The sequence below is a fragment of the Pseudoalteromonas galatheae genome (genome assembly GCF_005886105.2).
GTDB lineage: Bacteria > Pseudomonadota > Gammaproteobacteria > Enterobacterales > Alteromonadaceae > Pseudoalteromonas > Pseudoalteromonas galatheae.
The window spans coordinates 38,449-60,689 of the sequence record NZ_PNCO02000001.1; the positions used below are offsets into that span (position 1 = coordinate 38,449).

At 43.1% G+C, this 22,241-nt stretch carries 24 protein-coding genes and 1 riboswitch; of the genes, 18 read left to right on the plus strand and 6 right to left on the minus strand.

Features of this window, described 5'->3' with window-relative positions:
- Positions 1-17 precede the first annotated feature (17 nt).
- From aroB to CWC29_RS00175, 3 genes are read left to right on the plus strand one after another with little or no spacing between them, the layout of a single operon-like run.
- Positions 18-1,088, plus strand: coding sequence for a 3-dehydroquinate synthase (gene aroB, locus CWC29_RS00165; RefSeq protein ID WP_138522724.1), 1,071 nt, complete (start codon positions 18-20; stop codon positions 1,086-1,088).
- Positions 1,089-2,450, plus strand: coding sequence for an SPOR domain-containing protein (locus CWC29_RS00170; protein WP_128728878.1), 1,362 nt, complete (start codon positions 1,089-1,091; stop codon positions 2,448-2,450).
- Between the two features lie 47 nt (positions 2,451-2,497).
- Entirely contained in the window at positions 2,498-3,331 is an 834-nt protein-coding gene (locus CWC29_RS00175) for a Dam family site-specific DNA-(adenine-N6)-methyltransferase (protein ID WP_128728877.1), read from the plus strand.
- A 19-nt stretch (positions 3,332-3,350) separates the two neighbouring features.
- Here CWC29_RS00175 and CWC29_RS00180 read toward each other — a convergent pair whose 3' ends face one another.
- The gene (locus tag CWC29_RS00180; RefSeq protein ID WP_128728876.1) at positions 3,351-3,545 is read right to left on the minus strand and encodes a DUF2970 domain-containing protein; all 195 of its coding nucleotides are present in this window, start codon (positions 3,543-3,545) and stop codon (positions 3,351-3,353) included.
- A 38-nt stretch (positions 3,546-3,583) separates the two neighbouring features.
- Positions 3,584-3,886, minus strand: a complete 303-nt coding sequence (locus CWC29_RS00185) for a hypothetical protein (protein WP_138522726.1) — start codon at positions 3,884-3,886, stop codon at positions 3,584-3,586.
- A 137-nt stretch (positions 3,887-4,023) separates the two neighbouring features.
- Here CWC29_RS00185 and rpe point away from each other — a divergent pair, with 137 nt between their 5' ends.
- From rpe to speD, 11 genes are all read left to right on the plus strand, one after another.
- Positions 4,024-4,695, plus strand: coding sequence for a ribulose-phosphate 3-epimerase (gene rpe, locus CWC29_RS00190; protein WP_138522728.1), 672 nt, complete (start codon positions 4,024-4,026; stop codon positions 4,693-4,695).
- Positions 4,695-5,360, plus strand: a complete 666-nt coding sequence (locus CWC29_RS00195) for an HAD-IA family hydrolase (protein WP_138522730.1) — start codon at positions 4,695-4,697, stop codon at positions 5,358-5,360. The genes rpe and CWC29_RS00195 overlap by 1 nt, the downstream gene beginning before the upstream one ends.
- A gap of 25 nt (positions 5,361-5,385) precedes the next feature.
- Positions 5,386-6,390 (plus strand): tryptophan--tRNA ligase, encoded by a 1,005-nt coding sequence (gene trpS, locus CWC29_RS00200; RefSeq protein ID WP_039494036.1) that lies wholly within the window; start codon positions 5,386-5,388, stop codon positions 6,388-6,390.
- 187 nt (positions 6,391-6,577) lie between these two features.
- Positions 6,578-7,159: an anthranilate synthase component II gene (locus CWC29_RS00205; RefSeq protein WP_128728872.1), complete on the plus strand. Its 582-nt coding sequence runs from the start codon at positions 6,578-6,580 to the stop codon at positions 7,157-7,159.
- Between the two features lie 213 nt (positions 7,160-7,372).
- On the plus strand, positions 7,373-8,548 hold the full coding sequence (locus CWC29_RS00210; protein ID WP_128728871.1) for an HDOD domain-containing protein: 1,176 nt from the start codon (positions 7,373-7,375) through the stop codon (positions 8,546-8,548).
- Between the two features lie 357 nt (positions 8,549-8,905).
- Positions 8,906-10,117: an aspartate aminotransferase family protein gene (locus CWC29_RS00215; protein ID WP_138522732.1), complete on the plus strand. Its 1,212-nt coding sequence runs from the start codon at positions 8,906-8,908 to the stop codon at positions 10,115-10,117.
- 67 nt (positions 10,118-10,184) lie between these two features.
- A complete protein-coding gene (gene astA / locus CWC29_RS00220) occupies positions 10,185-11,198 on the plus strand; it encodes an arginine N-succinyltransferase (protein ID WP_138522734.1) in 1,014 nt (337 codons plus the stop codon).
- A gap of 15 nt (positions 11,199-11,213) precedes the next feature.
- Entirely contained in the window at positions 11,214-12,686 is a 1,473-nt protein-coding gene (gene astD / locus CWC29_RS00225) for a succinylglutamate-semialdehyde dehydrogenase (protein ID WP_138522736.1), read from the plus strand.
- 152 nt (positions 12,687-12,838) lie between these two features.
- Complete coding sequence (locus CWC29_RS00230; RefSeq protein ID WP_171040194.1) at positions 12,839-13,174, plus strand: DUF3802 family protein; 336 nt, start codon at positions 12,839-12,841, stop codon at positions 13,172-13,174.
- Positions 13,175-13,278: 104 nt separating this feature from the next.
- A complete protein-coding gene (locus tag CWC29_RS00235; protein ID WP_010607074.1) occupies positions 13,279-13,692 on the plus strand; it encodes an OsmC family protein in 414 nt (137 codons plus the stop codon).
- Between the two features lie 85 nt (positions 13,693-13,777).
- On the plus strand, positions 13,778-14,587 hold the full coding sequence (speD, locus tag CWC29_RS00240) for an adenosylmethionine decarboxylase (protein ID WP_128728867.1): 810 nt from the start codon (positions 13,778-13,780) through the stop codon (positions 14,585-14,587).
- 129 nt (positions 14,588-14,716) lie between these two features.
- Here speD and CWC29_RS00245 read toward each other — a convergent pair whose 3' ends face one another.
- The 3 genes from CWC29_RS00245 to CWC29_RS00255 all read right to left on the minus strand — a co-directional run bounded on the left by CWC29_RS00245 (position 14,717) and on the right by CWC29_RS00255 (position 16,108).
- The gene (locus tag CWC29_RS00245; RefSeq protein ID WP_138522738.1) at positions 14,717-15,370 is read right to left on the minus strand and encodes a hypothetical protein; all 654 of its coding nucleotides are present in this window, start codon (positions 15,368-15,370) and stop codon (positions 14,717-14,719) included.
- Positions 15,367-15,645: a hypothetical protein gene (locus tag CWC29_RS00250; protein ID WP_138522740.1), complete on the minus strand. Its 279-nt coding sequence runs from the start codon at positions 15,643-15,645 to the stop codon at positions 15,367-15,369. Before CWC29_RS00250 ends, CWC29_RS00245 begins: the two co-directional genes overlap by 4 nt.
- 157 nt (positions 15,646-15,802) lie before the next feature.
- Positions 15,803-16,108, minus strand: coding sequence for a helix-turn-helix domain-containing protein (locus CWC29_RS00255; protein WP_167815401.1), 306 nt, complete (start codon positions 16,106-16,108; stop codon positions 15,803-15,805).
- A gap of 390 nt (positions 16,109-16,498) precedes the next feature.
- On the opposite strand from CWC29_RS00255, the gene CWC29_RS00260 reads away from it, so the two are divergent.
- The gene (locus CWC29_RS00260) at positions 16,499-16,732 is read left to right on the plus strand and encodes a hypothetical protein (protein WP_010607079.1); all 234 of its coding nucleotides are present in this window, start codon (positions 16,499-16,501) and stop codon (positions 16,730-16,732) included.
- 118 nt (positions 16,733-16,850) lie between these two features.
- On the opposite strand, the gene CWC29_RS00265 is transcribed toward CWC29_RS00260, so the two are convergent.
- Complete coding sequence (locus CWC29_RS00265; protein WP_138522742.1) at positions 16,851-18,929, minus strand: TonB-dependent receptor; 2,079 nt, start codon at positions 18,927-18,929, stop codon at positions 16,851-16,853.
- 111 nt (positions 18,930-19,040) lie between these two features.
- Between CWC29_RS00265 and CWC29_RS00270 the strand changes: the two genes are divergently transcribed.
- From CWC29_RS00270 to thiC, 3 genes are all read left to right on the plus strand, one after another.
- Positions 19,041-19,448 carry an acyl-CoA thioesterase gene (locus CWC29_RS00270; protein WP_128728862.1) on the plus strand — a complete coding sequence of 136 codons (408 nt, stop codon included), beginning with the start codon at positions 19,041-19,043 and terminating at the stop codon, positions 19,446-19,448.
- A 104-nt stretch (positions 19,449-19,552) separates the two neighbouring features.
- The gene (locus tag CWC29_RS00275; protein ID WP_128728861.1) at positions 19,553-19,972 is read left to right on the plus strand and encodes an META domain-containing protein; all 420 of its coding nucleotides are present in this window, start codon (positions 19,553-19,555) and stop codon (positions 19,970-19,972) included.
- A gap of 68 nt (positions 19,973-20,040) precedes the next feature.
- Positions 20,041-20,170, plus strand: a riboswitch (TPP riboswitch).
- Positions 20,171-20,288: 118 nt separating this feature from the next.
- Complete coding sequence (thiC, locus tag CWC29_RS00280; RefSeq protein WP_128728860.1) at positions 20,289-22,241, plus strand: phosphomethylpyrimidine synthase ThiC; 1,953 nt, start codon at positions 20,289-20,291, stop codon at positions 22,239-22,241.

Genomic DNA, 22,241 nt, shown 5'->3' on the forward strand with positions numbered 1-22,241 from the left:
ACCGTAGGAGGGAAGCCATGCTTGAATTAAAGGTTGATTTAAACGAGCGGAGCTATCCCATCTTTATCGGTGAACATCTCTTATCAGATGAAGGACGACTTAAGCAGTACGTTGGGCAGGGTCGTCCCGTTATCATCACCAACACCACCATCGCACCTTTATATTTAGACAATCTATTGGCGATATTTGACGCTCAAGAGCCGCTATATTTTGTTATCCCTGATGGTGAACAATACAAATCACTTGAATGGTTTGAAAAGATCTCAGCCTTTTTACTTGAACACAATTGTGGCCGAGATACGTGTTTGATTGCCCTCGGTGGCGGCGTGGTTGGTGACTTAACTGGTTTTGTTGCTGCATGCTATCAACGCGGCGTTCCGTTTATTCAAATCCCTACAACTTTGCTGTCACAAGTAGACTCGTCAGTTGGTGGTAAAACAGCGGTAAATCACCCACTAGGTAAAAACATGATTGGTGCTTTCTATCAGCCAAAAGCGGTTTTTATCGATACCAATACCTTAAGCACCTTACCTGCAAGAGAGTTTGCTGCAGGTATGGCCGAAGTCATAAAATATGCTTTGATCTATGATGCATCTTTTCTTGATACATTAACCGATCGTCATTCTCAGCTCAGCGCACTAGATGCTGAAAGCCTTCAACAAGTTATTTATAAGTGCTGTGCAATAAAAGCTGAGATAGTCGCCAAAGATGAAACTGAAGCTGGGTTACGCGCATTACTAAACCTAGGCCACACTTTTGGCCATGCGATTGAAGCGCAAATGGGTTACGGTAATTGGTTGCATGGTGAGGCCGTTGCTGCAGGTATGATGATAGCTGCAAATCTGGCTTGTCAGCGTGGTGCGCTTAGTACTGCGGATGTTGAAAAAATCCGTCGCGTCATTGCGCTTTATCAATTACCAACAGAAGCACCAAGCGATATGACTGCAGCGCAATTTTTACAACATATGCGCAAAGACAAAAAGAACAAACAAGGCAAAATTCGCTTTATCCTGCCAACGCAACTAGGTCAATGCGCGCTGGTAGATGATGTGAGCGATGAAACCGTGGTAACTCTGATAGGTCGTTAAATGCAGTCGCAAATTTTACCAAGCAGAGCTGCATTGGTAGATAGAATTGCTATGCAATTCGACTATGGCCAAAACCTGATAACCTTAGTTGGCTCTTCTGGTCTTGGTAAAAGCTACTTAGCGGAATCGTTTCTAACCGATAAATACCCAGACTTTAACAAAGCATTTGTAAAGTTAACTGCAAATACCTCTGAGTTTGATGTGGTTCGCCAGCTGCTTGAGCATAGCTTTCGTAGTCCTCTCATTGATCAGAAGTTATCTCTAAGTGAAAACTTCATGTTGCTCCATGATGAGCAGGCTTGTGGACCATGCTTGTGGGTTTTAGACAATGTCCGACATTTGACGTCAGAACTTGTAGAGCAATTGCAAAAGCTCGCGAAATCTTCTCGCGAAACCATTTACATACTTGCTACGGCACAGCAGCCCTTGTTGCTCCCTGAAGGTTTAGATATTCATATCGAGCCTTTATCTACACTCGAAAGTAAGCGCTTGATGGGCATGTTTTACAAAGACTTACCGCCTGATGAAGATCCTATTTTTAATACTTTTGTTGCCGAAGCGCAAGGTAATCCGAGTGTTTTACTTTCTTGGCAGCCGCAGCAAGAAAGCTTGAACCTACGTGCACAAAGTATTAGCGCTTCTCATCGCTCACAATGGCAGTGGTATGTTATTGCACTTTGCTTAATGCTAACCGCGTTGATGGTCGCTTTAGTGTATAAGCAGGAATTAAAGCGATACTGGACACCGACTCAAGATAATGAAGAAACTGTCGCTACTGCTATTGATGCGCAAGCTGTATTTGAAGCGCCAAATGCTACAGTTGAAAAAGTTGAAATTGAAAACGACGTGCAACCAAAGCTGCCAGCCGAAGCGCCAACGCAAGTCGAAACCGCACCTGTTGATAGTATTTTATCTGCACTAACCGAAGCGAAAGAAGATACTACAAACAACAATAACGTGCTATCAGAGCAAGCGAATGCAGCTGAAAAAGTCGATGTTGATGGTGCTCCTGCCACTTTAACACCAAGACCGGTGCCTCAACACATAGAACCTGACCCATTGACTGGTAACTCTTGGTATCTCAGTCGTTCAGATGATGAATGGGTGATCCAATTACTAGCGGTGACAGAAAGAGAAATTGCTGCAGGGTTTATGGCGGAGCATAACGAGGTAGTGACACAGCAGTTTACTGTCTTAAGAAATGGTCGGACTTGGTTTGTAGTTACTACTGATGCTTATGAGAATTTAGCGTCTGCCAAGCAAGCGAAGGCGGTATTGCCAGAAGCGCTACAAAAAGGTCAGCCATTTTTTAAGAGAGTGAGTAAAATTAAACAAGAAATTACTCAGTCTCTCGGTAATTAGCCACATTTAGTGTAAAATCGCGCAACCACTCACGACATAGAACGAGCATGCAACAAAAGACTAGAGCCTTCTTAAAATGGGCAGGCGGAAAATACAGCTTAGTAGAAGATATTTCTAAGCGCCTACAAGCAGCAAGTAATGATGCCGACACGCTAGTAGAACCTTTTGTTGGAGCGGGATCTGTATTCCTGAATACTCAGTTTAAGCACTATGTCCTAAATGACATTAACGCTGATCTTATCAACCTGTATAAAGAGTTGAAGCGTATTCCGGATGAATTTATTAGTGACGCTAAAAGGCTATTCGTCGAGCTGAATAACCATCCAGATGCTTACTACGCCTACCGACAACAGTTTAACGAAAGCATTGATGTGTATGAGCGTGCGATTCTATTTCTATATATGAATCGTCATGGCTACAATGGCTTATGTCGTTATAACTTAAAAGGTATTTTTAACGTCCCTTTTGGTAAATACAAAAAGCCTTACTTTCCAGAACGTGAGTTATATGTGTTTGCTGAAAAAGCCCAGTATGCCACTTTTACTTGCCAAAGTTACAGCCAAGTATTTGAAACCATTCCAAAGAGCGCTGTGGTATATTGCGATCCTCCGTATGTGCCTTTGAGTAAAACTGCGTCATTTACTAGCTATGCGAAAGGTGGATTTAATTTAGACGATCAAGCACAGCTGGCGAACCTTGCGGAAACTGCGGCTTTTGAAAAGCAAACGCCAGTGTTAATCTCCAATCACGATACGGTGTGGACGCGAAAGATTTATAATCAAGCGAAGCTAGATGTGATCAAGGTAAAACGTACAATTAGCCCTAAAGGTAATGGACGGAATAAAGTTGACGAGCTAATGGCGTTATATCACCGTCCGTAATTTGCTGCGGCATAAAGGGCTAAGCCAACACTACACCATTTACAAACCAAATTAAGCCAATGACAAAGACGGCTACAAAAACGATCCCGGCAAAAGCAAACGGCCAAAAATGCTTTTTGTTAAAGTCATATGCTTGTTTTTGACCACTCTGTACACCAAACATTGCTGCACAGACACTTTGAACTAACGCAAGTTTACTATTGGAAGTAGCCATAGTATTTACCTTTTACCAGTTGATTGGCTCAACTGATATTAGTAGGGAGATGAAACTTTACTACTGCTTTGATTATCTTTAGAGCCAAGTAACAGCTCAAGCAAATCCAAATAATGGAATTGACCACTCGAACTACCGCCAGTCAACCATGCAGCCCAACTGGTGTGCGCTTCTTGCTGACACTCCACTGTATTCATTCGACTACTTAAATTGCTAGTGCTGCAAGTGCATGCGGAGTAGTTTGCGGCAAGACTTTCATCATTGTCGAAAGAAAATACCCCTGCCGACACGGCTAATACCGCACCAAGCAGAGCAATCCGTGCTTTATATCTAGAAACCATAACCCTATCCCCAGAAGTTAGATATCTTATAATGATACACAATGTTCGTTTATTGCACAATCATAAAGAACCTTAAATCGCAGACATTTTGGGCAATTTACGGTACAGTAACGCGGTCTTACGTTTAGGGGAAAAGTATGTCTGATTTTTTAATTGCACCATCCATTCTATCCGCAGATTTTGCGAGGTTAGGCGAAGATGTTGAAAAGGTACTGACAGCAGGTGCCGACGTGGTTCATTTCGATGTAATGGATAATCACTATGTGCCAAATTTAACCTTTGGCCCAATGATTTGTGACGCATTAAGAAATTACGGAATTACCGCTCCTATCGACGTACACTTGATGATAAAGCCAGTAGATAGCCTAATTCCCGAGTTTGCTAAAGCAGGGGCGAGCATTATTACATTTCATCCAGAGGCCAGCGAGCATATAGACAGAAGCCTTGCTTTGATTAAAGAGTCAGGTTGTAAAGCGGGTTTAGTATTTAATCCGGGCACGCCGCTACATTATCTCGATCATGTGATGGATAAAATTGATCAAATTCTATTGATGTCGGTGAATCCGGGCTTTGGTGGACAAAGCTTTATTCCACATACGCTTGAGAAATTAAAAGAAGCAAGGGCACGTATTGACGCTTCTGGTCGCGAGATCCGTCTTGAAGTTGATGGTGGTGTTAAAGTGGATAACATTGCTGAAGTTGCAGCGGCAGGTGCAGATATGTTTGTTGCGGGCTCCGCTATCTTTAATCAACCCGATTACAAAGCGGTAATAGACGCCATGCGTCAAGAATTAGCAAAGGTAAAATAATGCGTTTTGAGGGTATTTTATTTGACCTCGATGGCACGTTAGTTGATAGCGTCGAGGATATGTATATGGCGCTCAATTTAACCTTGTCCGAGCTTGCTCATCCAATTGTTAGTCATGCTCTAGTGCGTGAATGGGTGGGTAACGGCATCGATATGTTAGTAAAAAGAGGCCTAAGCGGTAGCCATGAAGTTAGCGAAGCGCTATCGGACAGTTTAGCGCTCACTGCCATTGAACGTTTTAAAGTGCATTATGATGAATTAGTTGGTCAGTATGCGGGTTTGTATCCGCATGTTGAGACAGGGCTATCTGCATTTGCCACAGTGCCAAAAGCCATCGTGACCAATAAAAATCGTGCATTTACGCTAAAGTTACTGGATAAATTAAATCTCACAGCGCATTTTGATTGTATCGTCTGTGGTGATGATACTGACAAGAAACCATCACCAGCACCGCTATTGTTAGCTGCCGAGCGTCTAGGTATACCTGCGGATAAGCTAATTATGGTTGGCGATTCTAAAAGCGATATTTTGGCCGCTCAGGGCGCTAAGATACCTGTGATTGCTTTAAATTATGGGTATAATCAGGGATTCGATTTGAAAGAGTTCAATCCACAGTACCTTTGTGATGGATTCTTAGATATTATCCCCATTATCAATCAACGTTAATTCAATGAAGAAATAAAGGAACGACATGAGTAAACCTGTAGTATTAAGTGGTATTCAGCCAACCGGTGGTATGACAATAGGCAATTACGTAGGTGCCATTAACCAGTGGCTTAAACTACAAAACGATCATGATTGTTACTTTATGTTGGTTGACTTGCACGCCATTACGGTTCGCCAAGAACCACAGCAACTACGCGATCGTGTATTAGACGGCGTAGCGCTATATACCGCTTGCGGCATTGACCCAGATAAATCGTCACTATTTGTACAATCACAGGTTCCTGAGCATGCACAGCTAGGTTGGGTACTGAACTGTTATGCACAAATGGGTGAATTAAACCGCATGACGCAGTTTAAAGATAAGTCAGCAAAGCACGCCAATAACGTCAACGTTGGCTTATTCGCCTATCCGGTATTGCAAGCTGCGGATATTTTATTGTATCAAGCGGATCAGGTACCAGTTGGTGAAGACCAAAAACAGCACCTTGAGTTGACCCGAGACATCGCAACGCGCTTTAATAACCTGTATGGCGATGTCTTTAAGATCCCAGAACCTTATATTCCAGAGTTTGGCGCTCGTGTTATGAGTCTGCAAGATCCGAGCAAGAAGATGTCAAAATCAGACGAAAACCCAAATGGTTTTGTGATGCTGTTGGATGAACCTAAGAAGATAGAGAAAAAGCTGAAAAAAGCGGTAACGGATTCAGATGAGCAAGCACGGATTTACTTTGATCGTGTTGAAAAGCCTGGTGTGTCCAACTTACTGACGCTACTCAGTGTTGCAACTAAACGCTCAATTGAAGAGTTAGTGCCAGAGTACGAAGACAAAATGTACGGTCATTTGAAAAAAGACACTGCCGATGCGGTAGTGAATATGCTTGAGCCTATTCAAGCGCGCTTTAAAGAAATCCGTGAAGATCAAACTCTGCTGAACGAAATCATGAAAAAAGGCGCGGAAAAAGCAAGTATTCGTGCCGAGAAAACGCTTAAAGCTGTGTATGACGCCGTCGGTTTTATTCCACGCGGTTGATAAAAACACAAAGAAAAGACACCATTTATGGTGTCTTTTTGTATTAAAAGGGGCGATAGCCCCTTGGCTTAAAGCAGATACTAGATATAAGAAAACCTTCCTGTTGAGTTCGTGATAAAATAGATTTATAACGAAGATCTTTACCCCAGTGGCGAATAGGCTGCTTGGTTCTTTTAGTGGTACCTACATGCTGTTGATGATTGATAACTATGATTCCTTTACCTACAACCTAGTGCAGTATTTTCAGCACTTAGATGTGGATGTGCTGGTAAAGCGAAATGATGAAATCAGCGCCTCACAAATCAAGCAGCTTAATCCTAAATATGTTGTGTTATCTCCAGGTCCTTGTAGCCCTGATGAAGCTGGGATCTCGCTTGAAGTCGTAAAACGTCTACAGGGACAAATCCCTATTCTCGGCATTTGCCTAGGTCATCAAACTATCGCACAAGCTTTAGGTGGCAAAGTCATTCGAGCAAAACAAGTGATGCATGGTAAGACGTCTCAAGTGCACCATAACAACATAGGCGTATTTCAAGGCCTACCATCACCATACGAAGTATGCCGTTACCACTCTTTGGTTGTTGAGCAAAGTAGCTTACCAAATGCTCTAGCCGTAACGGCTTGGACACAGACACAAGAGGGGGAGCGTGATGAAATTATGGGGCTCTTGGCATCCGATAGAGCACTTGAAGGTGTGCAATTTCACCCAGAAGCTATCCTCACGGAACACGGCTTAGCATTACTTGATAACTTTATAAAACGCTTCTAAAGTTTAAACAAAACCAACAGGATTTCGCCTAAGTGTTATACATCCATATTTACTGCGCTTTTGCTGGTTAGACTGGTTTTTGATACATAACTTTTTGATTCTATTGTGCGCAATATCAAATCATAATATTGCTTTTACTGGTATAATGTTGGTCAGTAAGACGATTCTGTTGAGTGCTTAACTCAGTATTTTTCTTTTAGATAAGTAGCATGCATGACGCAAGAAAATAAGCAAATTAGAATGGCACAAGCGCTATCCGAGCGTGCCCATGACCTTCTTATCAGCCTCAACTTTGCGCAAAAGCAAATAGGCTATATCCACACGTTTGATATTAGCTACGGTGAGAATATCGCCCAGCGCACTATGCTAGAGGTGGAAATTGCTGCGGCTGCCAAACGACAAGAAAGTAGTACAAGTCATCACAAATATATTGCTAAAGCGAGTAAGCATCTACATTCCGTTATCGAAGAAGCTATCACAAAGCAGCTGCATGACCTTGATAATATCTATCATGAAGTGATTGGTATTCAAGACTCCGTTCCTGCGATCTTAGATATTCTTGCCGTGCGCTCAGCTTCGGTTGGGCGCTTAGAGCCTTTGGTCAATGACTTAAGTTGGTTGGGTCGTGAGCTGGTTTCGCTAGTCAACTTGCCACAATATCGCAAAAAAAACAGCAAAGGTACGTCTATTAAGGTCGACACGCCGGCATTAGCTTTAAGGTATTTAGGCCTTGAGAACTTGCAAATGGTCATCCCGACAATGGCGGTGAGACATTGGATGCCGCATGCTACAGAACCATTTGGTTTAATGAAGCGTAAATTACGCGAGCTGAGCATGAGCACGGCTATTGCGGCAAAAGAACTGGCGCCATTTTTTGGGGTAAAAGAGCAACATGCATTTACTTTGGGCATGTTACTGGAGCTTGGGAAAGTGGCCTTGATCCGTCTTTATTTACGGACCTTCGAAAAGGTATGGCAAGCCAAGGTACAAATAGCACGAGACAAAAAGCAAAAAGACCTACACACCGCATTAATGGAGTTATCTCCTGATCCGTTATTTTTACGTAACTTGTTGATTGAACACTCGGCAGAGATTTCACGTAAGTTAATTGAAAAAATGGAGTTACGTTATTTGCCCTTTAATGCCGTCATGGAAGAGTATGCGCAAACTTATCTACCTAATGCGCATAAAAACATTACCGACCCACTACCTTTGACGCAAGTGATGCAAAAAGCCTATGGCTACGGACAACTACTTGTTTTAAAAGATAGTCAGTTGATTGAAGACGATGAAGCGGAAATTTTGCTCAATCATTTGGAACTTACCGAGGAAATGCGTCAACAGCTGGCAAAATGTGCGTTCCATAACCTACAGTTGACGATTTTGTAAAAAAAATTGAAATTTTTTTTGCGACTATTCATTCAAAACCTAATCTTAAATGATCTGTGCAAGGCTGCACGGGGCTTGCTTTGCCCTAAATATCTGCCCTAGATAGTTATTCACTTGAGTTGAGAATATATGTTAAACCCTTGAATACTAAGGGCTGAGAACGTGGTATAAGTGAGACAAATAGCGCTTTTTCTGGAATAATGAGCGTATGAATTTTGTGCCATCAAGGGGCGGGTCAAAATACATAGCACCGAATTGGTGTGAATAAATATCCTATCAAGTGGCGGCTACACGCCGACCTCCAAAGGGAAATGACTCCTTGTTTGCACTTTCACTCACCAAATATGAGGAAATAAAATGACTATCAATCGTGAATTGTTTGACGACGTAATGGTACCTAACTACGCACCTTCAGCGGTAATTCCAGTGAAAGGTGAAGGTTCTCGAGTACGGGATCAGGAAGGTCGTGAGTACATCGACTTTGCTGGTGGTATCGCAGTTAACTGTCTAGGTCATTGTCACCCAGCTTTGGTGGGCGCGCTTAAAGAGCAAGGCGAAAAAATTTGGCACCTTTCTAATGTGATGACGAATGAGCCTGCACTACGTTTAGCGAAAAAGCTAACCGATGCGACGTTCGCAGAAAAAGTCTATTTTGCAAACTCAGGTGCAGAAGCGAACGAAGCGGCGCTTAAACTAGCACGCCGTTGGGCGCTTGATAAATTTGGTGCTGAAAAGTCACAAATTATCTCTTTCAACAAAGGTTTCCACGGCCGTACTTTCTTTACTGTGACCGTAGGTGGTCAAGCTGCATACTCTGATGGCTTTGGTCCAAAGCCGGGCGACATCGTTCACACAGACTATAACGATTTAGCTGCATTTGAAGCGCTTATCTCAGACAGCACTTGTGCCGTGATGATGGAGCCGCTACAAGGCGAAGGTGGTATCGTTTCACCAACTGCTGAGTTTGTAAAAGGTGTTCGCGAGCTGTGTGACAAGCACAACGCGCTACTTATTTTTGATGAAGTGCAAACAGGTGTTGGCCGCACTGGTGACCTGTATGCATACCAAGGTTTAAACGTAACGCCAGATATTTTAACAACGGCTAAAGCACTTGGCGGTGGTTTCCCTATCGGTGCGATGATCACAACAACTGAGATTGCAGCACACCTAAAAGTAGGTACTCACGGTTCTACCTACGGTGGTAACCCGCTGGCGTGTGCGGTTGCAGAAGCGGCATTTGACACAGTAAATACAACAGTAGTACTTGATGGCGTAAAAGCAAAAGAGCAGCTATTCCGTGAACTACTAAACGGCATCAACGAAAAGTACAACGTATTCAAAGAAGTACGTGGTAAAGGTCTATTGCTTGGTGGTGTGGTCACTGAAAAGTACGAAGGCAAAGCAAAAGAATTCTTAGTTGAAGGTATCAAGCAGGGCGTGATGTCACTCGTTGCAGGTGCAAACGTAGTGCGTTTCACTCCGTCTCTTGTTATTCCAGAAGCTGACATCCGCGAAGGGATGGCACGCTTCGAAAAAGCCGTTGCTGCGGTAGTTGCTAACAACGCTTAATACTGGTTGCAAGGTCACCTTTTGGTGGCCTTGTTGTTATCCACATTTTTGAGGAGTAAGCGGGCTCATGATGATCCTTCGCCCAATCCAAGAAAGCGATTATCCAGCGCTTTTAAACATTGCTCACGAATCAGGCCACGGTTTTACCTCTTTGCCTGTAAACGAAGAGCTATTACAGAAGAAGATTGCACGCTCTGTTGCTTCATTTGGTAAGCAAGCAGACAAGCCTTTTGATGAAGGTTATTTATTTGTATTAGAAGATACAGAAACAGGCGAGGTGGTTGGTACCAGCGGTATCGAAGCTGCGGTTGGTTTAGATGATGCGTTTTATCATTATCACCTAAGCAAAGTGATCCACTCTTCACGCACACTCGATGTTTATAAAGCAGTGGATATTTTAACGCTATGTAACGACTACACTGGCGCGACTGAATTATGCACCCTGTTTTTGAAAGATGGCTATCGCAAAGGCGCAAATGGCAAACTGTTGTCTCGCTCTCGCTTTATGTTCATTAATCAACATCGTGACCGTTTTGCTGAGACTGTTATCGCGGAAATGCGTGGTGTTTCTAACGAGCAAGGCGAAAGTCCGTTCTGGCAATGGCTTGAAGAGCACTTCTTCTCGATGGACTTCCCGACAGCGGATTATCTAACGGGGATCGGCCAAAAGGTCTTTATTGCTGAGTTAATGCCTAAGTATCCAATCTACGTAAATCTGCTTAGTAAAGAAGCACAAGCGGTGATTGGTGAGGTTCATGATAATACACGTCCTGCTATTGAGCTATTAAAGAGCGAAGGTTTCACATTTAATGGTTATGTTGATATCTTCGACGCGGGTCCAACTGTGGAAGCAAAAGTGGGGAATATCCGCACAGTTCGCAATAGTGAAACTCGTACTGTAAAAATAGGCGAAAGCAACGGTGGATTCCCTGTTATGGTCGCAAATGGTAAACTTGTTGATTATCGCGCAGCGGTAATCGAGTTAGCCCTGACTGATAGCAATGAAGTAACGCTTGCTCCACATGTTGCCGCGGCGCTAAAAGTTGAAGAAGGCGATCAAGTAAGCCTAGCAAAGATTTAAGATTGGGAACAGATTATGACAACACATGCAGCACAACTAATAAATGGTGAGTGGATTGCAGGACAAGGCGCAAGCTTTAGCTCTGTAAACCCAGCAAACAACGACGTTATTTGGAGCGCAAACGCAGCGACTGCTGAGCAAGTTGATGGCGCAGTAAAAGCGGCTCGTGAAGCTTTCTATTCATGGAGCGACATGAGTTTTGAAGCGCGTTTAGAAATTGTTAAGCGTTTCGCTGAAGTACTAAAAGAAAACAGCGAAGAGCTGGCCATCGCAATAGCTAAAGAAACGGGTAAGCCACTTTGGGAAACTCGTACAGAAGCGGGTGCTATGGTAGGTAAAATCGCGATTTCTGAGAAAGCCTATCAAGAGCGCACGGGCGTTGTTGAAAACCCAATGCCAGTTGGCCGTGCTGTGATCCGTCACAAGGCACACGGTGTAGTTGCTGTATTTGGTCCATATAACTTCCCTGGCCACTTACCAAATGGTCATATCGTACCTGCGCTACTTGCTGGTAACACGATTATCTTTAAGCCGTCTGAGCTTACACCTTATGTTGCTGAGCTAACGCTTAAATACTGGCAACAAGCAGGCCTTCCTGCTGGTGTTATTAACCTAGTTCAAGGCGAAGTTGAAACAGGTAAAGCACTTGCGTCACACGCGGGTATCGACGGCTTATTCTTTACTGGTTCTTCTCGTACGGGTCACTTGCTACATGAGCAATATGCAGGTCAACCAGGTAAGATCTTAGCGCTTGAAATGGGTGGCAATAACCCACTTATCGTAAAAGACGTAGCGGATACCAAAGCGGCAGTACACGACATTATTCAATCTGCGTTTATTTCAAGCGGTCAGCGTTGTACTTGTGCTCGTAAGCTATTTCTTCCTGTAGGTGAACAAGGTGATGCAATCCTTGAACAACTGATCAAAGCAACGAAAGCGATTAAAGTGGGTAACTTTGACGATGCAGATCAACCGTTCATGGGGTCAATGATTTCAAATGCAGCAGCTGCAGGCATGGTTAAAGCACAGCAACAGCTTGTTGAGTTAGGTGGTGAGTCGCTTATAGAGCTGACGCACACAGAAGGCACAGGCTTTGTGACGCCAGGTATCATCGAATGTACTAACATTGCAGATTTCCCTGATGAAGAACACTTTGGCCCGTTATTAAAAGTATTCCGCTACACAGACTTTGACGCTGCAATCGAAAAAGCGAATGAAACAAGCTTTGGCTTATCAGCAGGTCTGCTTGGCGACAACGAAGCGGATTACGATCGTTTCTTACGTCGTATTCGCGCAGGTATCGTAAACTGGAACCGCCCAATCACGGGTGCTTCAAGTGCTGCTCCGTTTGGTGGTATTGGTGCGTCAGGTAACCACCGTGCAAGCGCATACTACGCGGCAGATTACTGTGCATACCCAGTAGCATCCGTGGAACTAGAAAAGGTAACTTTACCTTCTAGCTTGAGCCCAGGTTTATCTTTGGATTAAAATATCAATATTGAGGTTTACTCAATAAAAATTGAAAAGAAAAGCAGCTTCGGCTGCTTTTTTGTGTCTAGTTGACTACAAAGGTAGCAATCGAAAAAACTTTCTGCTTAAATCAATAGGAGATGTCTTTGATAGGTTCGGGTGAGCAAAGTATGGTTTTAGATAAACAAGGGTACGATGATTTAGTCATGTATTTGACGCAAAACTTAGCCTTGTTTGAGAAGTCTGGGACGGTAGAACCAGGGGCTCCAACAGTCATGGAATTAATCGAAGATGTGATCGCCGAAAACGTTATTCGTATATGCGAGCAACACTCTGAGTTGTCTACAGAGCAGCGCAGTATGATTGTGCGTGAGGTGGACGGCATTGTGTACGACTTACAAGAAGTGCTATCAAGCGTCGTGGATAGACGTGTCACCGTAGAACAAAAAGAGTTTATAGAAGAGTTCGCAGGTTTGGTTAAAAACCTGTTTGATTCTGCTGTATAGCTTGGCACAATCACTATCGACAGTGTAAACAAACACACTTAGAGGCAATTCTAGGTTTAAGATACACCGCCATTTGGCGGTGTTATGCTTTATAGAGGATAACTATGTTAGCTAGCGTAAAATGGGTTGAAGGAGATACCTTTATTGGTCGCTCTGCGTCGGGACATAATGTGGTATTTGATGCCGGTTCAGATAGTGCAGCGCCAAGTCCAATGGAGATGGTATTAATGTCAGCAGGGTGTTGTTCGTCAGTCGATGTCGTCAGCATTCTACAAAAGGCACGTCAGGATGTGACCGACGTGGAAGTAAAATTAACCGCAGAGCGCGCAGAAAGTGCACCTCGGGTTTTTACCAAGATCAATTTACACTTTGTGGTGAAAGGGCGTAATGTCTCTGAAAAACACCTAGAAAGAGCCGTAAGTTTATCCGCCGAAAAGTACTGTTCGGTGGCATTAATGCTTGAAAAAGCAGTAGAAATTACGCATAGCCATGAAGTAGTTGAAATTGACGAAAAATAACGCTTTTTCATAGCGCTATTTTCGTATAAAATCCGCGAACTTTTGTTTCTGCAGCGCAGATTTTTTGTATTAAGGTGGGTCTATCGTGAACAAGCCCTTTGATAAAATTAAACTCCATGGCTTTAACAACTTAACTAAGAGTTTAAGCTTTAGCATTTACGATATTTGCTACGCCAAGACCGAGCAGCAACGTAAAGAATATCTAGAATACATCGATGAACAGTACAGTGCTGATCGTTTGACAGATATTCTAAAAGACGTAACGGATATTATCGGTGCGAATGTACTGAATATCGCACGTCAAGATTATGAACCACAAGGAGCAAGTGTGACGATCTTAGTATCAGAAGAGCCTGTTGAACAACAGACTTTTGATAGCAACGAAGCACCAGGGCCACTACCTGATTCCGTGGTCGCGCATTTGGATAAGAGTCACATTTGTGTTCATACTTACCCAGAAGCACACCCTGATGATGGTATCTGTACTTTTAGAGCGGATATCGAAGTTTCAACGTGTGGTATTATTTCGCCACTTAAAGCGCTTAACTTCTTAATTCACTCTTTAGAGTCAGATGTGGTGACGATTGACTATCGTGTTCGTGGATTTACTCGTGACGTTAATGGTGTAAAACACTATATCGACCACGCAATTCACTCTATCCAGAATTACATGACGGAAGATACTAAAGACGCATACCACATGGTAGACGTAAACGTGTATCAAGAGAACCTATTCCATACTAAGATGATGCTTAAGGAAACAGACCTAAATGCGTATCTATTTGGAATTAGCACTGAAGACTTGGATGCAGAAGAAGAGGAAGAAATTCGTCTTAAGCTGAATCGTGAAATTCAGGAAGTGTTCTACGGTCGCAATTTACCAGAAACTGAATAATCAGCGGTAAATTAAGGTATTAAAAAAGGCGCGCAAGCGCCTTTCTTAATGTTTGAAGTTCCTTGTTAAGTCATCATATAAGCGCATAGAGCACGACAGTACCGCTTATAGAGTGACGGTTACAAAGTACTAAGATTCACTTTCTAATTCCTCGTCTGGCGTATCAGGGCGCTGACGCTCGACAAAGATAGTGGCCAGTAGAGTGGTGACTACACAGGAAAGTAAAATCGACTTTAGGATTTCGTAGTTATGATATATCAAACCCCAGCTCCAGAATTGTTTGGCGGAGCTTTCATCTATACCTAAAAATTCTAAATTACTTATGACATTTTCACCAAGAGCTGCCAAATCTACTATTATAAAGCCATAGAATATGGCATACAGCAGAGGGTCTGCATGTGTCATATAAATTGCTCGCCAATTATCTGGGTTAGTCAAACGAATATACCGCAAAGACCACCTTAACCTATGTTTAAGCAATACTAAAGTAGTTACATCTAATATCAAGTGTGTTCCGAATATTAGATTATTTACGTAAAAGGCTTGGAGCCCATTGGAATTTAGCGAAAGGAAATACATGACAGCTAAGTATTCAATAGCCATCATCAAAAATAATAGCACTGTTATGTGCTTTATATTCTCCAACCCTTTTCCTAAAAAAGATAATATCAAGATACTAATTAAAATAGAGCCATTGGCATAAATTTCTAAATTTATGTAAGTTGCTGAAAATAAAACAGCTGATACTATTCCAAATATTAAAAAGCACCAAGATAACTTCATTCTTTTTCCTTGACATAAACGAGCAGAGTTGAGTAACTCTCACTTTCTTTTTTGGGATCGGTTGCCTTATTACCGCCACTACCAGCATATACTTGCCTATTCTGTTTCTTACTTAAAAGTGAAAAATGTCGTGAGCTTCTGCTTTGATTGTCTTTTCTTTTAGGGTCTTTATCTTTATTTGGACCGCTGCCACCAGAAACCATTTTTGTCTCTTTGAGGTGGAGCTGATAAATATCTGAAAGTTTACTAGTGGTCTTTTTTAGCAAAAAGCGCATAATGACGTCCTTTCTAAGTTAAGTTTTGCGGTGTTTAGTTTCCACTCTACTTTACCCCTTAACAACAAGGTTGAAAACATCGTGTTGCAAATAGACCTTATTCGTAACTTTATTGTCTGCCATTGTGGTGAGGGGCTATTGAAGTGCGCATCTTTCATTAGCCTTTATCCTCGTTGCTTGGTTTGTTATTTCGCGGTGTTGGAGACTTGCGCCATAATTTGGCGTCGTCAATTTTGTCTCTCAAGGCAAGAATTTGTTCTCTGAGTGGGTTGAGGTTGATGCCGCAGGTGTCGCACCATATTTCAAAATATTCATAGGGAAATTTGCTTACACCTTTTTCGTAGTTTTCATAAGTGCCACGTTCCACGCCAACCAAGTTAGCCATTTCTTGCGTGGTTTTGCCGGCGACTTTGCGCATGCGGCGCAGGTCGTCTCCTGTAAAGCGCTTATCAAATTTCCCCACCAACTCAATCCTTTTGCTTGTCGCACTCGCGTTATAAACAGCATCAGTCCCTATGTTGTCTGATGTACGCTATTTGTTTGTCTCTATTGTTTGCTTAACCAAGTTGCATTTTTGTATCTAAACCGTAAACGCGAGTCTATCGTAGAAAATTTCTTTTTCAAGAGTAGTCCGCCTAAAAATGAACATTTTGTTGCATTTAATAAGTCTTCGCTCAATTTTTTAGGCGAAGCCTGAGGTGAGTAATTTGGTATTTAACAGAGGTGTTGTGATGACGAGTGTAGCCTTCTTAAATAATTTACACATAAATTAAAAAAAACTTTTTTCGCGCAGATTTTTGCACGAAGCTTTTGTTACTTTAGTGTGAAATAAAGTAACATGTTGGAGAGCAATATGGATTATCTACGCCAATATCATGACTTAACGATTTATTACGATGCCCTCAAGAAGGCGGCAAGGCAGGGTGACGAGGTGCCAGATACCACAACTAAATGGTTAGCTCTCGTGGAAACAACCTTGTTTGAACTGCAAGAGCTTGCCCATATGGAAAAGGCTTACATGCAAAAATCAAAGACGATGAATAATCTGGTTGAGTTGGTGTATTCCAGTGCCCCAAGCATGGAATAAAAAGTAATTGCTTTTGAGTTTTTGCGGTGAGGGGGAACGTTTTACGCTAGTTTTACGTTCCCCTTTTTTCTTTGTGTGCTCGTTTATCGCCTAGTGTGCAGATGATAAACGAGTCGTACTACAGCTCGTAGGTAAAACTTAAGCCATAAACGCGAGGCTCGCCGTACTGTACATAGGTATTATTTTGCCAGCCATCTAATGGGTTATTACCAAATCTAAAGCCACGTACCACAATGTCTTCGTCTGCTAGGTTTCTACCCCAAGCCGTTAATGACCAGTTGTCGCCATAGTAGCTAAGGCTTGCGTTTATCAGGTTATGATTGCGTGCTTGTTCGTTGTGACTATCCGATAGGTAATAATTATCTTTGCCTTCAACGCCTACTTCAACCACTAGGTTATCCATTAACTCGTAATTGATGGCAAATGAGTATTGATAATTTGGTGCTTGCGCTTGGTCGCGACCATCCAAGTTTTGACCGCTTGCAGCCACAAAGTCTTCAATTTCTGTTTCTAAGTAACCTGCGCTATAGCTAAAGCCAAGGCGGTCAGTGTATTGTAGGTTACCTTCAACTTCTAGGCCGTAGTTACTGCCTTTACTGGCGTTGTCGATGTAGCCTGCAAACTGCTGGTTAGAAACTTGCCATTGCTTTAGTTGGATGTCGTCACGTTGCATATAAAAAGCGGTAACCCGCACGAGGTGACGTTTGTCTTCAGATTCACCCTTTACACCAAACTCTGCATTCCAAACGTATTCAGGGTCAAAGTAATGGTGTTCGGCTGGAATGTTTAAACCTTCATCTTTGGCTTTTGCCAGAGCCTCACCATTTACACCGCCCACTTTGTAACCACGAGTAAGGTTTGTGTAGATCATAGTGCGAGGCACTGCTTGATATTCAAGTGCAATTTTTCCACCCCACATTACATCATCGGTTTCAATGCTAAAGCCGTTACTATCTAAATAGTCAGCGTCATACTGCTCTGCGCGAAGGCCACCGATAAGACGGGTTTTGTCAGATAGATGGTGTACGTATTGACCAAAAATTGCGTTGCTTTCTACGGTGTAAGCAGACGTAAATGGGTTATCAAGCCAAGTATAGTGACGGGTTAAATCAACATCGTTACGTTTTGCAAAAACACCCACAACCCAATCATTTTGTTTGTCTTTGAGTAAAAACTCTATGTTGCCTTTTTCGTGGTTACGCTCATAGGCGTCGGTTGAGCTATATCCTTCTGGGTGCAAACCTGCTGCACACAGCGCAGGTTTAGCTGCGTCATTACATACCCAATCTTCGTCGTAGCTATATAGAGTGTCAGCATCTAGCCCAGATACTTTAAATTCCACATTGAATAAGTCTGCGCGCGTATAAATTCCGCGTAGTGAAAACGCATCTGAGCTGAGGTTGTCTTGGCCCGGGGTATCAGCGACGCTGTTACGTGAATTATCCAAGGTAAAACCGTCGTAACCATTTTCAGTGTCAATATGGTGATAAGCGAACTCTAGCGCAAGGTTGTCGCTCACTTGAGAGTTAAGTTTCACTCTTGCTACTTGCTCGTCTTGTTGCTGAGTGGGTTTATTTAGATAAAGATTATCTACATAGCCGTCTGACTCTCGTTGATAAAGGCTGACACGGGCTGCTGTGTTGTCACTTAACCCTGTGCCCGCAGCCAGTCCAGCTTCATAGCTACCGTAATTGCCCGCACCTAATTTCACTTTTAATGATGGCGCTATGGTAGCGGCTTGGGTGTTTACTTCAACGATTCCTGCTAAAGCATCTGAGCCGAACTTAGTACCCTGAGGGCCGCGATACACGACTACAGATTCAGTATCAAATAGCAACGCACTGGCGCCTAATCCTGAGTAATTAATACCGTCAATTAATAATCCAACGCTGGGATAAATGGGATCAACAAATTGTGAACGTAAACCAACGCCACGGATCTGCATAAAGCGACCACGAGCCGCACCAGCTGTAAAGTTAACATTGGCAGTGGCCCCCAATATTTCATCTAAATATTGCGCGCCGCGTTTATTAATCGTGAGCTCGTCAACCACTGACGCGCTTGCGCTTAATGTCTGGATCGTTTCATTTTGGAAGTCACCTGTGACGACTATGGTTTCCAAGTTATCGTCGGCAAGCGCCTGATGAGATAAAAATGGCAGCAATGCCAAGGTGATCGTAGAGAGTTTTAACTTCATGCTTAATCTTTGTCCCATTTTTAATTGGGCACAGTTTAGCAAAAGCCAGACCAGTTAACAGTGAAATTGTGTTATATGTTAGCCCGTTAATACTAAACAAACAGGTCAGAAATGAGTTTTAAAGTTGATTTTAAAGTCCGAGACTACGAGTGTGACTTACAAGGTATCGTGAATAACAGTGTATATTTTAATTATTTAGAGCATGCAAGACATGAGTTTTTATTAGCGAATAACGTTGACTTTGCTGCACTTGCAGAGCAAAAAATAAACTTAGTCGTTATTCGTAGTGAAATGAATTATCGAGGCTCACTACGACCAGGCGATGAATTTTACGTAGAAGTTGCGCTTGAGCGCGAGAGCAAAGTTAAATTTGCCTTTAAACAAAAAGTAATCAGAGCGTATGACAATAAACTGATGTTAGATGCTATTGTCACCGGCACGTCACTCAACGAGCGTGGTAGGCCGTTTTTACCTGAGGCTATTACTCATTTATTTGAAGAGCAGCAATTTGTGAAATAGTTGGTGTTAAAACATTCAGGTAAGACAATTTTACAGAATTTTACTGCAATTTTTGCGTCTTGAAACGTTATAATAAAGTCAGGGCATAAAATAGATGGTTTACCATGAAATTCATCAGCATAATCGGCGCAATAATGGCGCTCAGTGGATGTATATCGACAGGGAAGGTAGACACGGAAGCGCTTAAGTATTCCGCTTGGCAGTTACAGAGTATCAACGGCCAAAATATTGCGCAGTTACAATCAGACGTCAGACTTGGTGAAAAGCCTATTGATATTCGCTTTATTGATGCGCTGCAAGTCAATGGTTTTGCGGGTTGTAATCGCTTTTTTGGTGAAGGCGAAATTGTCGAAGGGCAGCTAAAAGTTAAAAACTTAGGCATGACGCGTAAGTACTGTGGTGAAGAAATCGCTCAGGTTGAGTCGCAGCTTATTAACCAATTACAAATTGGTGTCTTGCTTGAAGTGAATGCTAATAAGTTGACCTTGAAAGGAAAACCTCAGTTTAGTTTTATTAAACAATAAGCTGAAAATAAGAATTCCAGTGTCAGTGCTTGCGAGCTTTCGTGTTAGCAAGTAGACTGGCGCTAATTCGTTACTTGTCGGAGTGCCTTGAGTTTTTGCAACAAATTTGTTGCAGATAGTCGGGCTGAGATCGCATTTTGCGGGATCCGTGGACCTGATCAGGTTAATGCCTGCGTAGGGAACAAGACAGCAAACGTGCTGCGTTTGTCTGTAGCAATAGTGGTTTATTGCTATCCACCTTACCCGAGGACTATCCTCGTCTCTCTCCTTTTGGAGATCTGACAAGACACCTTTGTATGAAAATAAGAGGGACGTCATGTCAAACAATAGTAGCAAGCTAAGTCGTCGTGAAGCGCGAGCAGCCGCGGCAGAATTTATCCATAATCTTAAAGGCCAACCTTTTCCAAACTCACATAAAGTTTATGTGGAGGGCGAACAAACAGGCGTACGCGTTGGTATGCGTGAAATCACGCTAAGTGATTCGTTTGTTGGTGGCACCGAAGAAAATCCGGTATTTGAATCAAACGACCCTATTCGTGTTTATGATACTTCAGGTCCATACACAGACCCTGAAGTACCGGTTGACGTTCGTGCTGGTCTTCCTAAATTTAGAGCGCAGTGGATAGTTGAGCGCGATGATACCGAAATGCTAGAGTCGGTGACGTCACAGTTTTCCCAGCAGCGTATGGCGGATGAAGGACTTGATCATATTCGCTTTGAACATTTACCTAAAATTCGCCGTGCCAAGGCGGGTAAAAATGTCACACAAATGCACTACGCCCGCCAAGGCATAGTGACACCTGAAATGGAATATGTGGCGATCCGTGAAAATATGGGACGCGCTAAGTTGCGTGAAGAATTGCTGGCGCAGCAACACAAAGGCCAATCGTTTGGAGCCAGTATTCCTGAGTTTATTACGCCTGAATTTGTCCGTGATGAAATTGCTCGTGGTCGTGCTGTACTGCCAAACAATATCAATCACCCTGAGACTGAGCCGATGATCATTGGACGTAACTTCTTAGTAAAAGTTAACGCCAATATTGGTAACTCATCAGTGACCTCCTCTATCGAAGAAGAAGTAGAAAAAATGGTATGGTCGACCCGTTGGGGTGCAGATACCGTAATGGATCTGTCGACAGGGCGCTACATTCATGAAACTCGCGAGTGGGTGGTACGTAACTCTCCCGTGCCAATCGGTACGGTTCCAATCTATCAGGCACTAGAAAAAGTCAATGGCGTTGCCGAAGACCTTACGTGGGAGATCTTCCGCGATACCTTGATTGAGCAAGCTGAGCAAGGCGTGGATTACTTTACTATCCACGCGGGAGTACTACTGCGTTACGTGCCGATGACGGCAAAACGCGTGACCGGTATTGTGTCTCGCGGTGGTTCAATTATGGCGAAGTGGTGTTTAGCGCATCACAAAGAAAACTTCCTCTATACGCACTTTGAAGAAATCTGTGAAATCTTAAAACAGTATGATGTTTGTTTCTCATTGGGTGATGGTTTGCGTCCGGGTTCTATTGCCGATGCCAATGATGAAGCGCAATTTAGCGAACTGCGTACCCTTGGTGAGTTAACCAAGCTTGCGTGGAAACACGATGTTCAGGTCTTTATTGAAGGCCCAGGACATGTGCCGATGCATATGATCAAAGAGAATATGGAAGAGCAGCTAAAGCACTGCGATGAAGCACCGTTTTACACGCTTGGCCCACTCACTACCGATATCGCTCCGGGCTATGATCACTTTACTTCAGGGATTGGTGCGGCGCAAATTGCTTGGTATGGCTGTGCGATGCTGTGCTATGTGACACCAAAAGAACACTTAGGCTTACCGAATAAAGAAGATGTAAAAGAAGGCCTGATCACCTACAAAATAGCGGCGCATGCAGCGGATCTGGCGAAAGGCCACCCGGGCGCTCAAGTTCGTGACAATGCGCTGTCTAAAGCGCGCTTTGAGTTTCGCTGGCACGACCAATTTAATCTCGGTCTAGATCCAGAGCGTGCTCGAGAATATCACGATGAGACCTTGCCGCAAGAGTCGGGCAAAGTCGCTCACTTCTGCTCTATGTGTGGTCCAAAATTCTGCTCAATGAAGATCACTCAGGATGTGCGTGACTATGCAAAAGAATTAGAAGCGCGAGGTATTGATCCTAATAATGTAGGTGAAGAGATCAGCATTAAAATGGTGGATGTTGAAGCCGAGATGAAAGCAAAATCAGAAGAGTTTAAGCAGTCGGGCTCTGAGCTTTACCACAAAGCGATATAA

What these genes read in the sequence shown, in the direction of transcription:
- aroB (WP_138522724.1), top strand. Translation starts at nt 18, where the DNA reads ATGCTTGAATTAAAGGTTGATTTAAACGAGCGGAGCTATCCCATCTTT.
- CWC29_RS00170 (WP_128728878.1), top strand. Translation starts at nt 1,089, where the DNA reads ATGCAGTCGCAAATTTTACCAAGCAGAGCTGCATTGGTAGATAGAATT.
- CWC29_RS00175 (WP_128728877.1), top strand. Translation starts at nt 2,498, where the DNA reads ATGCAACAAAAGACTAGAGCCTTCTTAAAATGGGCAGGCGGAAAATAC.
- CWC29_RS00180 (WP_128728876.1), bottom strand. Translation starts at nt 3,545, where the DNA reads ATGGCTACTTCCAATAGTAAACTTGCGTTAGTTCAAAGTGTCTGTGCA.
- CWC29_RS00185 (WP_138522726.1), bottom strand. Translation starts at nt 3,886, where the DNA reads ATGGTTTCTAGATATAAAGCACGGATTGCTCTGCTTGGTGCGGTATTA.
- rpe (WP_138522728.1), top strand. Translation starts at nt 4,024, where the DNA reads ATGTCTGATTTTTTAATTGCACCATCCATTCTATCCGCAGATTTTGCG.
- CWC29_RS00195 (WP_138522730.1), top strand. Translation starts at nt 4,695, where the DNA reads ATGCGTTTTGAGGGTATTTTATTTGACCTCGATGGCACGTTAGTTGAT.
- trpS (WP_039494036.1), top strand. Translation starts at nt 5,386, where the DNA reads ATGAGTAAACCTGTAGTATTAAGTGGTATTCAGCCAACCGGTGGTATG.
- CWC29_RS00205 (WP_128728872.1), top strand. Translation starts at nt 6,578, where the DNA reads ATGCTGTTGATGATTGATAACTATGATTCCTTTACCTACAACCTAGTG.
- CWC29_RS00210 (WP_128728871.1), top strand. Translation starts at nt 7,373, where the DNA reads ATGACGCAAGAAAATAAGCAAATTAGAATGGCACAAGCGCTATCCGAG.
- CWC29_RS00215 (WP_138522732.1), top strand. Translation starts at nt 8,906, where the DNA reads ATGACTATCAATCGTGAATTGTTTGACGACGTAATGGTACCTAACTAC.
- astA (WP_138522734.1), top strand. Translation starts at nt 10,185, where the DNA reads ATGATGATCCTTCGCCCAATCCAAGAAAGCGATTATCCAGCGCTTTTA.
- astD (WP_138522736.1), top strand. Translation starts at nt 11,214, where the DNA reads ATGACAACACATGCAGCACAACTAATAAATGGTGAGTGGATTGCAGGA.
- CWC29_RS00230 (WP_171040194.1), top strand. Translation starts at nt 12,839, where the DNA reads ATGGTTTTAGATAAACAAGGGTACGATGATTTAGTCATGTATTTGACG.
- CWC29_RS00235 (WP_010607074.1), top strand. Translation starts at nt 13,279, where the DNA reads ATGTTAGCTAGCGTAAAATGGGTTGAAGGAGATACCTTTATTGGTCGC.
- CWC29_RS00245 (WP_138522738.1), bottom strand. Translation starts at nt 15,370, where the DNA reads ATGAAGTTATCTTGGTGCTTTTTAATATTTGGAATAGTATCAGCTGTT.
- CWC29_RS00250 (WP_138522740.1), bottom strand. Translation starts at nt 15,645, where the DNA reads ATGCGCTTTTTGCTAAAAAAGACCACTAGTAAACTTTCAGATATTTAT.
- CWC29_RS00260 (WP_010607079.1), top strand. Translation starts at nt 16,499, where the DNA reads ATGGATTATCTACGCCAATATCATGACTTAACGATTTATTACGATGCC.
- CWC29_RS00265 (WP_138522742.1), bottom strand. Translation starts at nt 18,929, where the DNA reads ATGAAGTTAAAACTCTCTACGATCACCTTGGCATTGCTGCCATTTTTA.
- CWC29_RS00270 (WP_128728862.1), top strand. Translation starts at nt 19,041, where the DNA reads ATGAGTTTTAAAGTTGATTTTAAAGTCCGAGACTACGAGTGTGACTTA.
- CWC29_RS00275 (WP_128728861.1), top strand. Translation starts at nt 19,553, where the DNA reads ATGAAATTCATCAGCATAATCGGCGCAATAATGGCGCTCAGTGGATGT.
- thiC (WP_128728860.1), top strand. Translation starts at nt 20,289, where the DNA reads ATGTCAAACAATAGTAGCAAGCTAAGTCGTCGTGAAGCGCGAGCAGCC.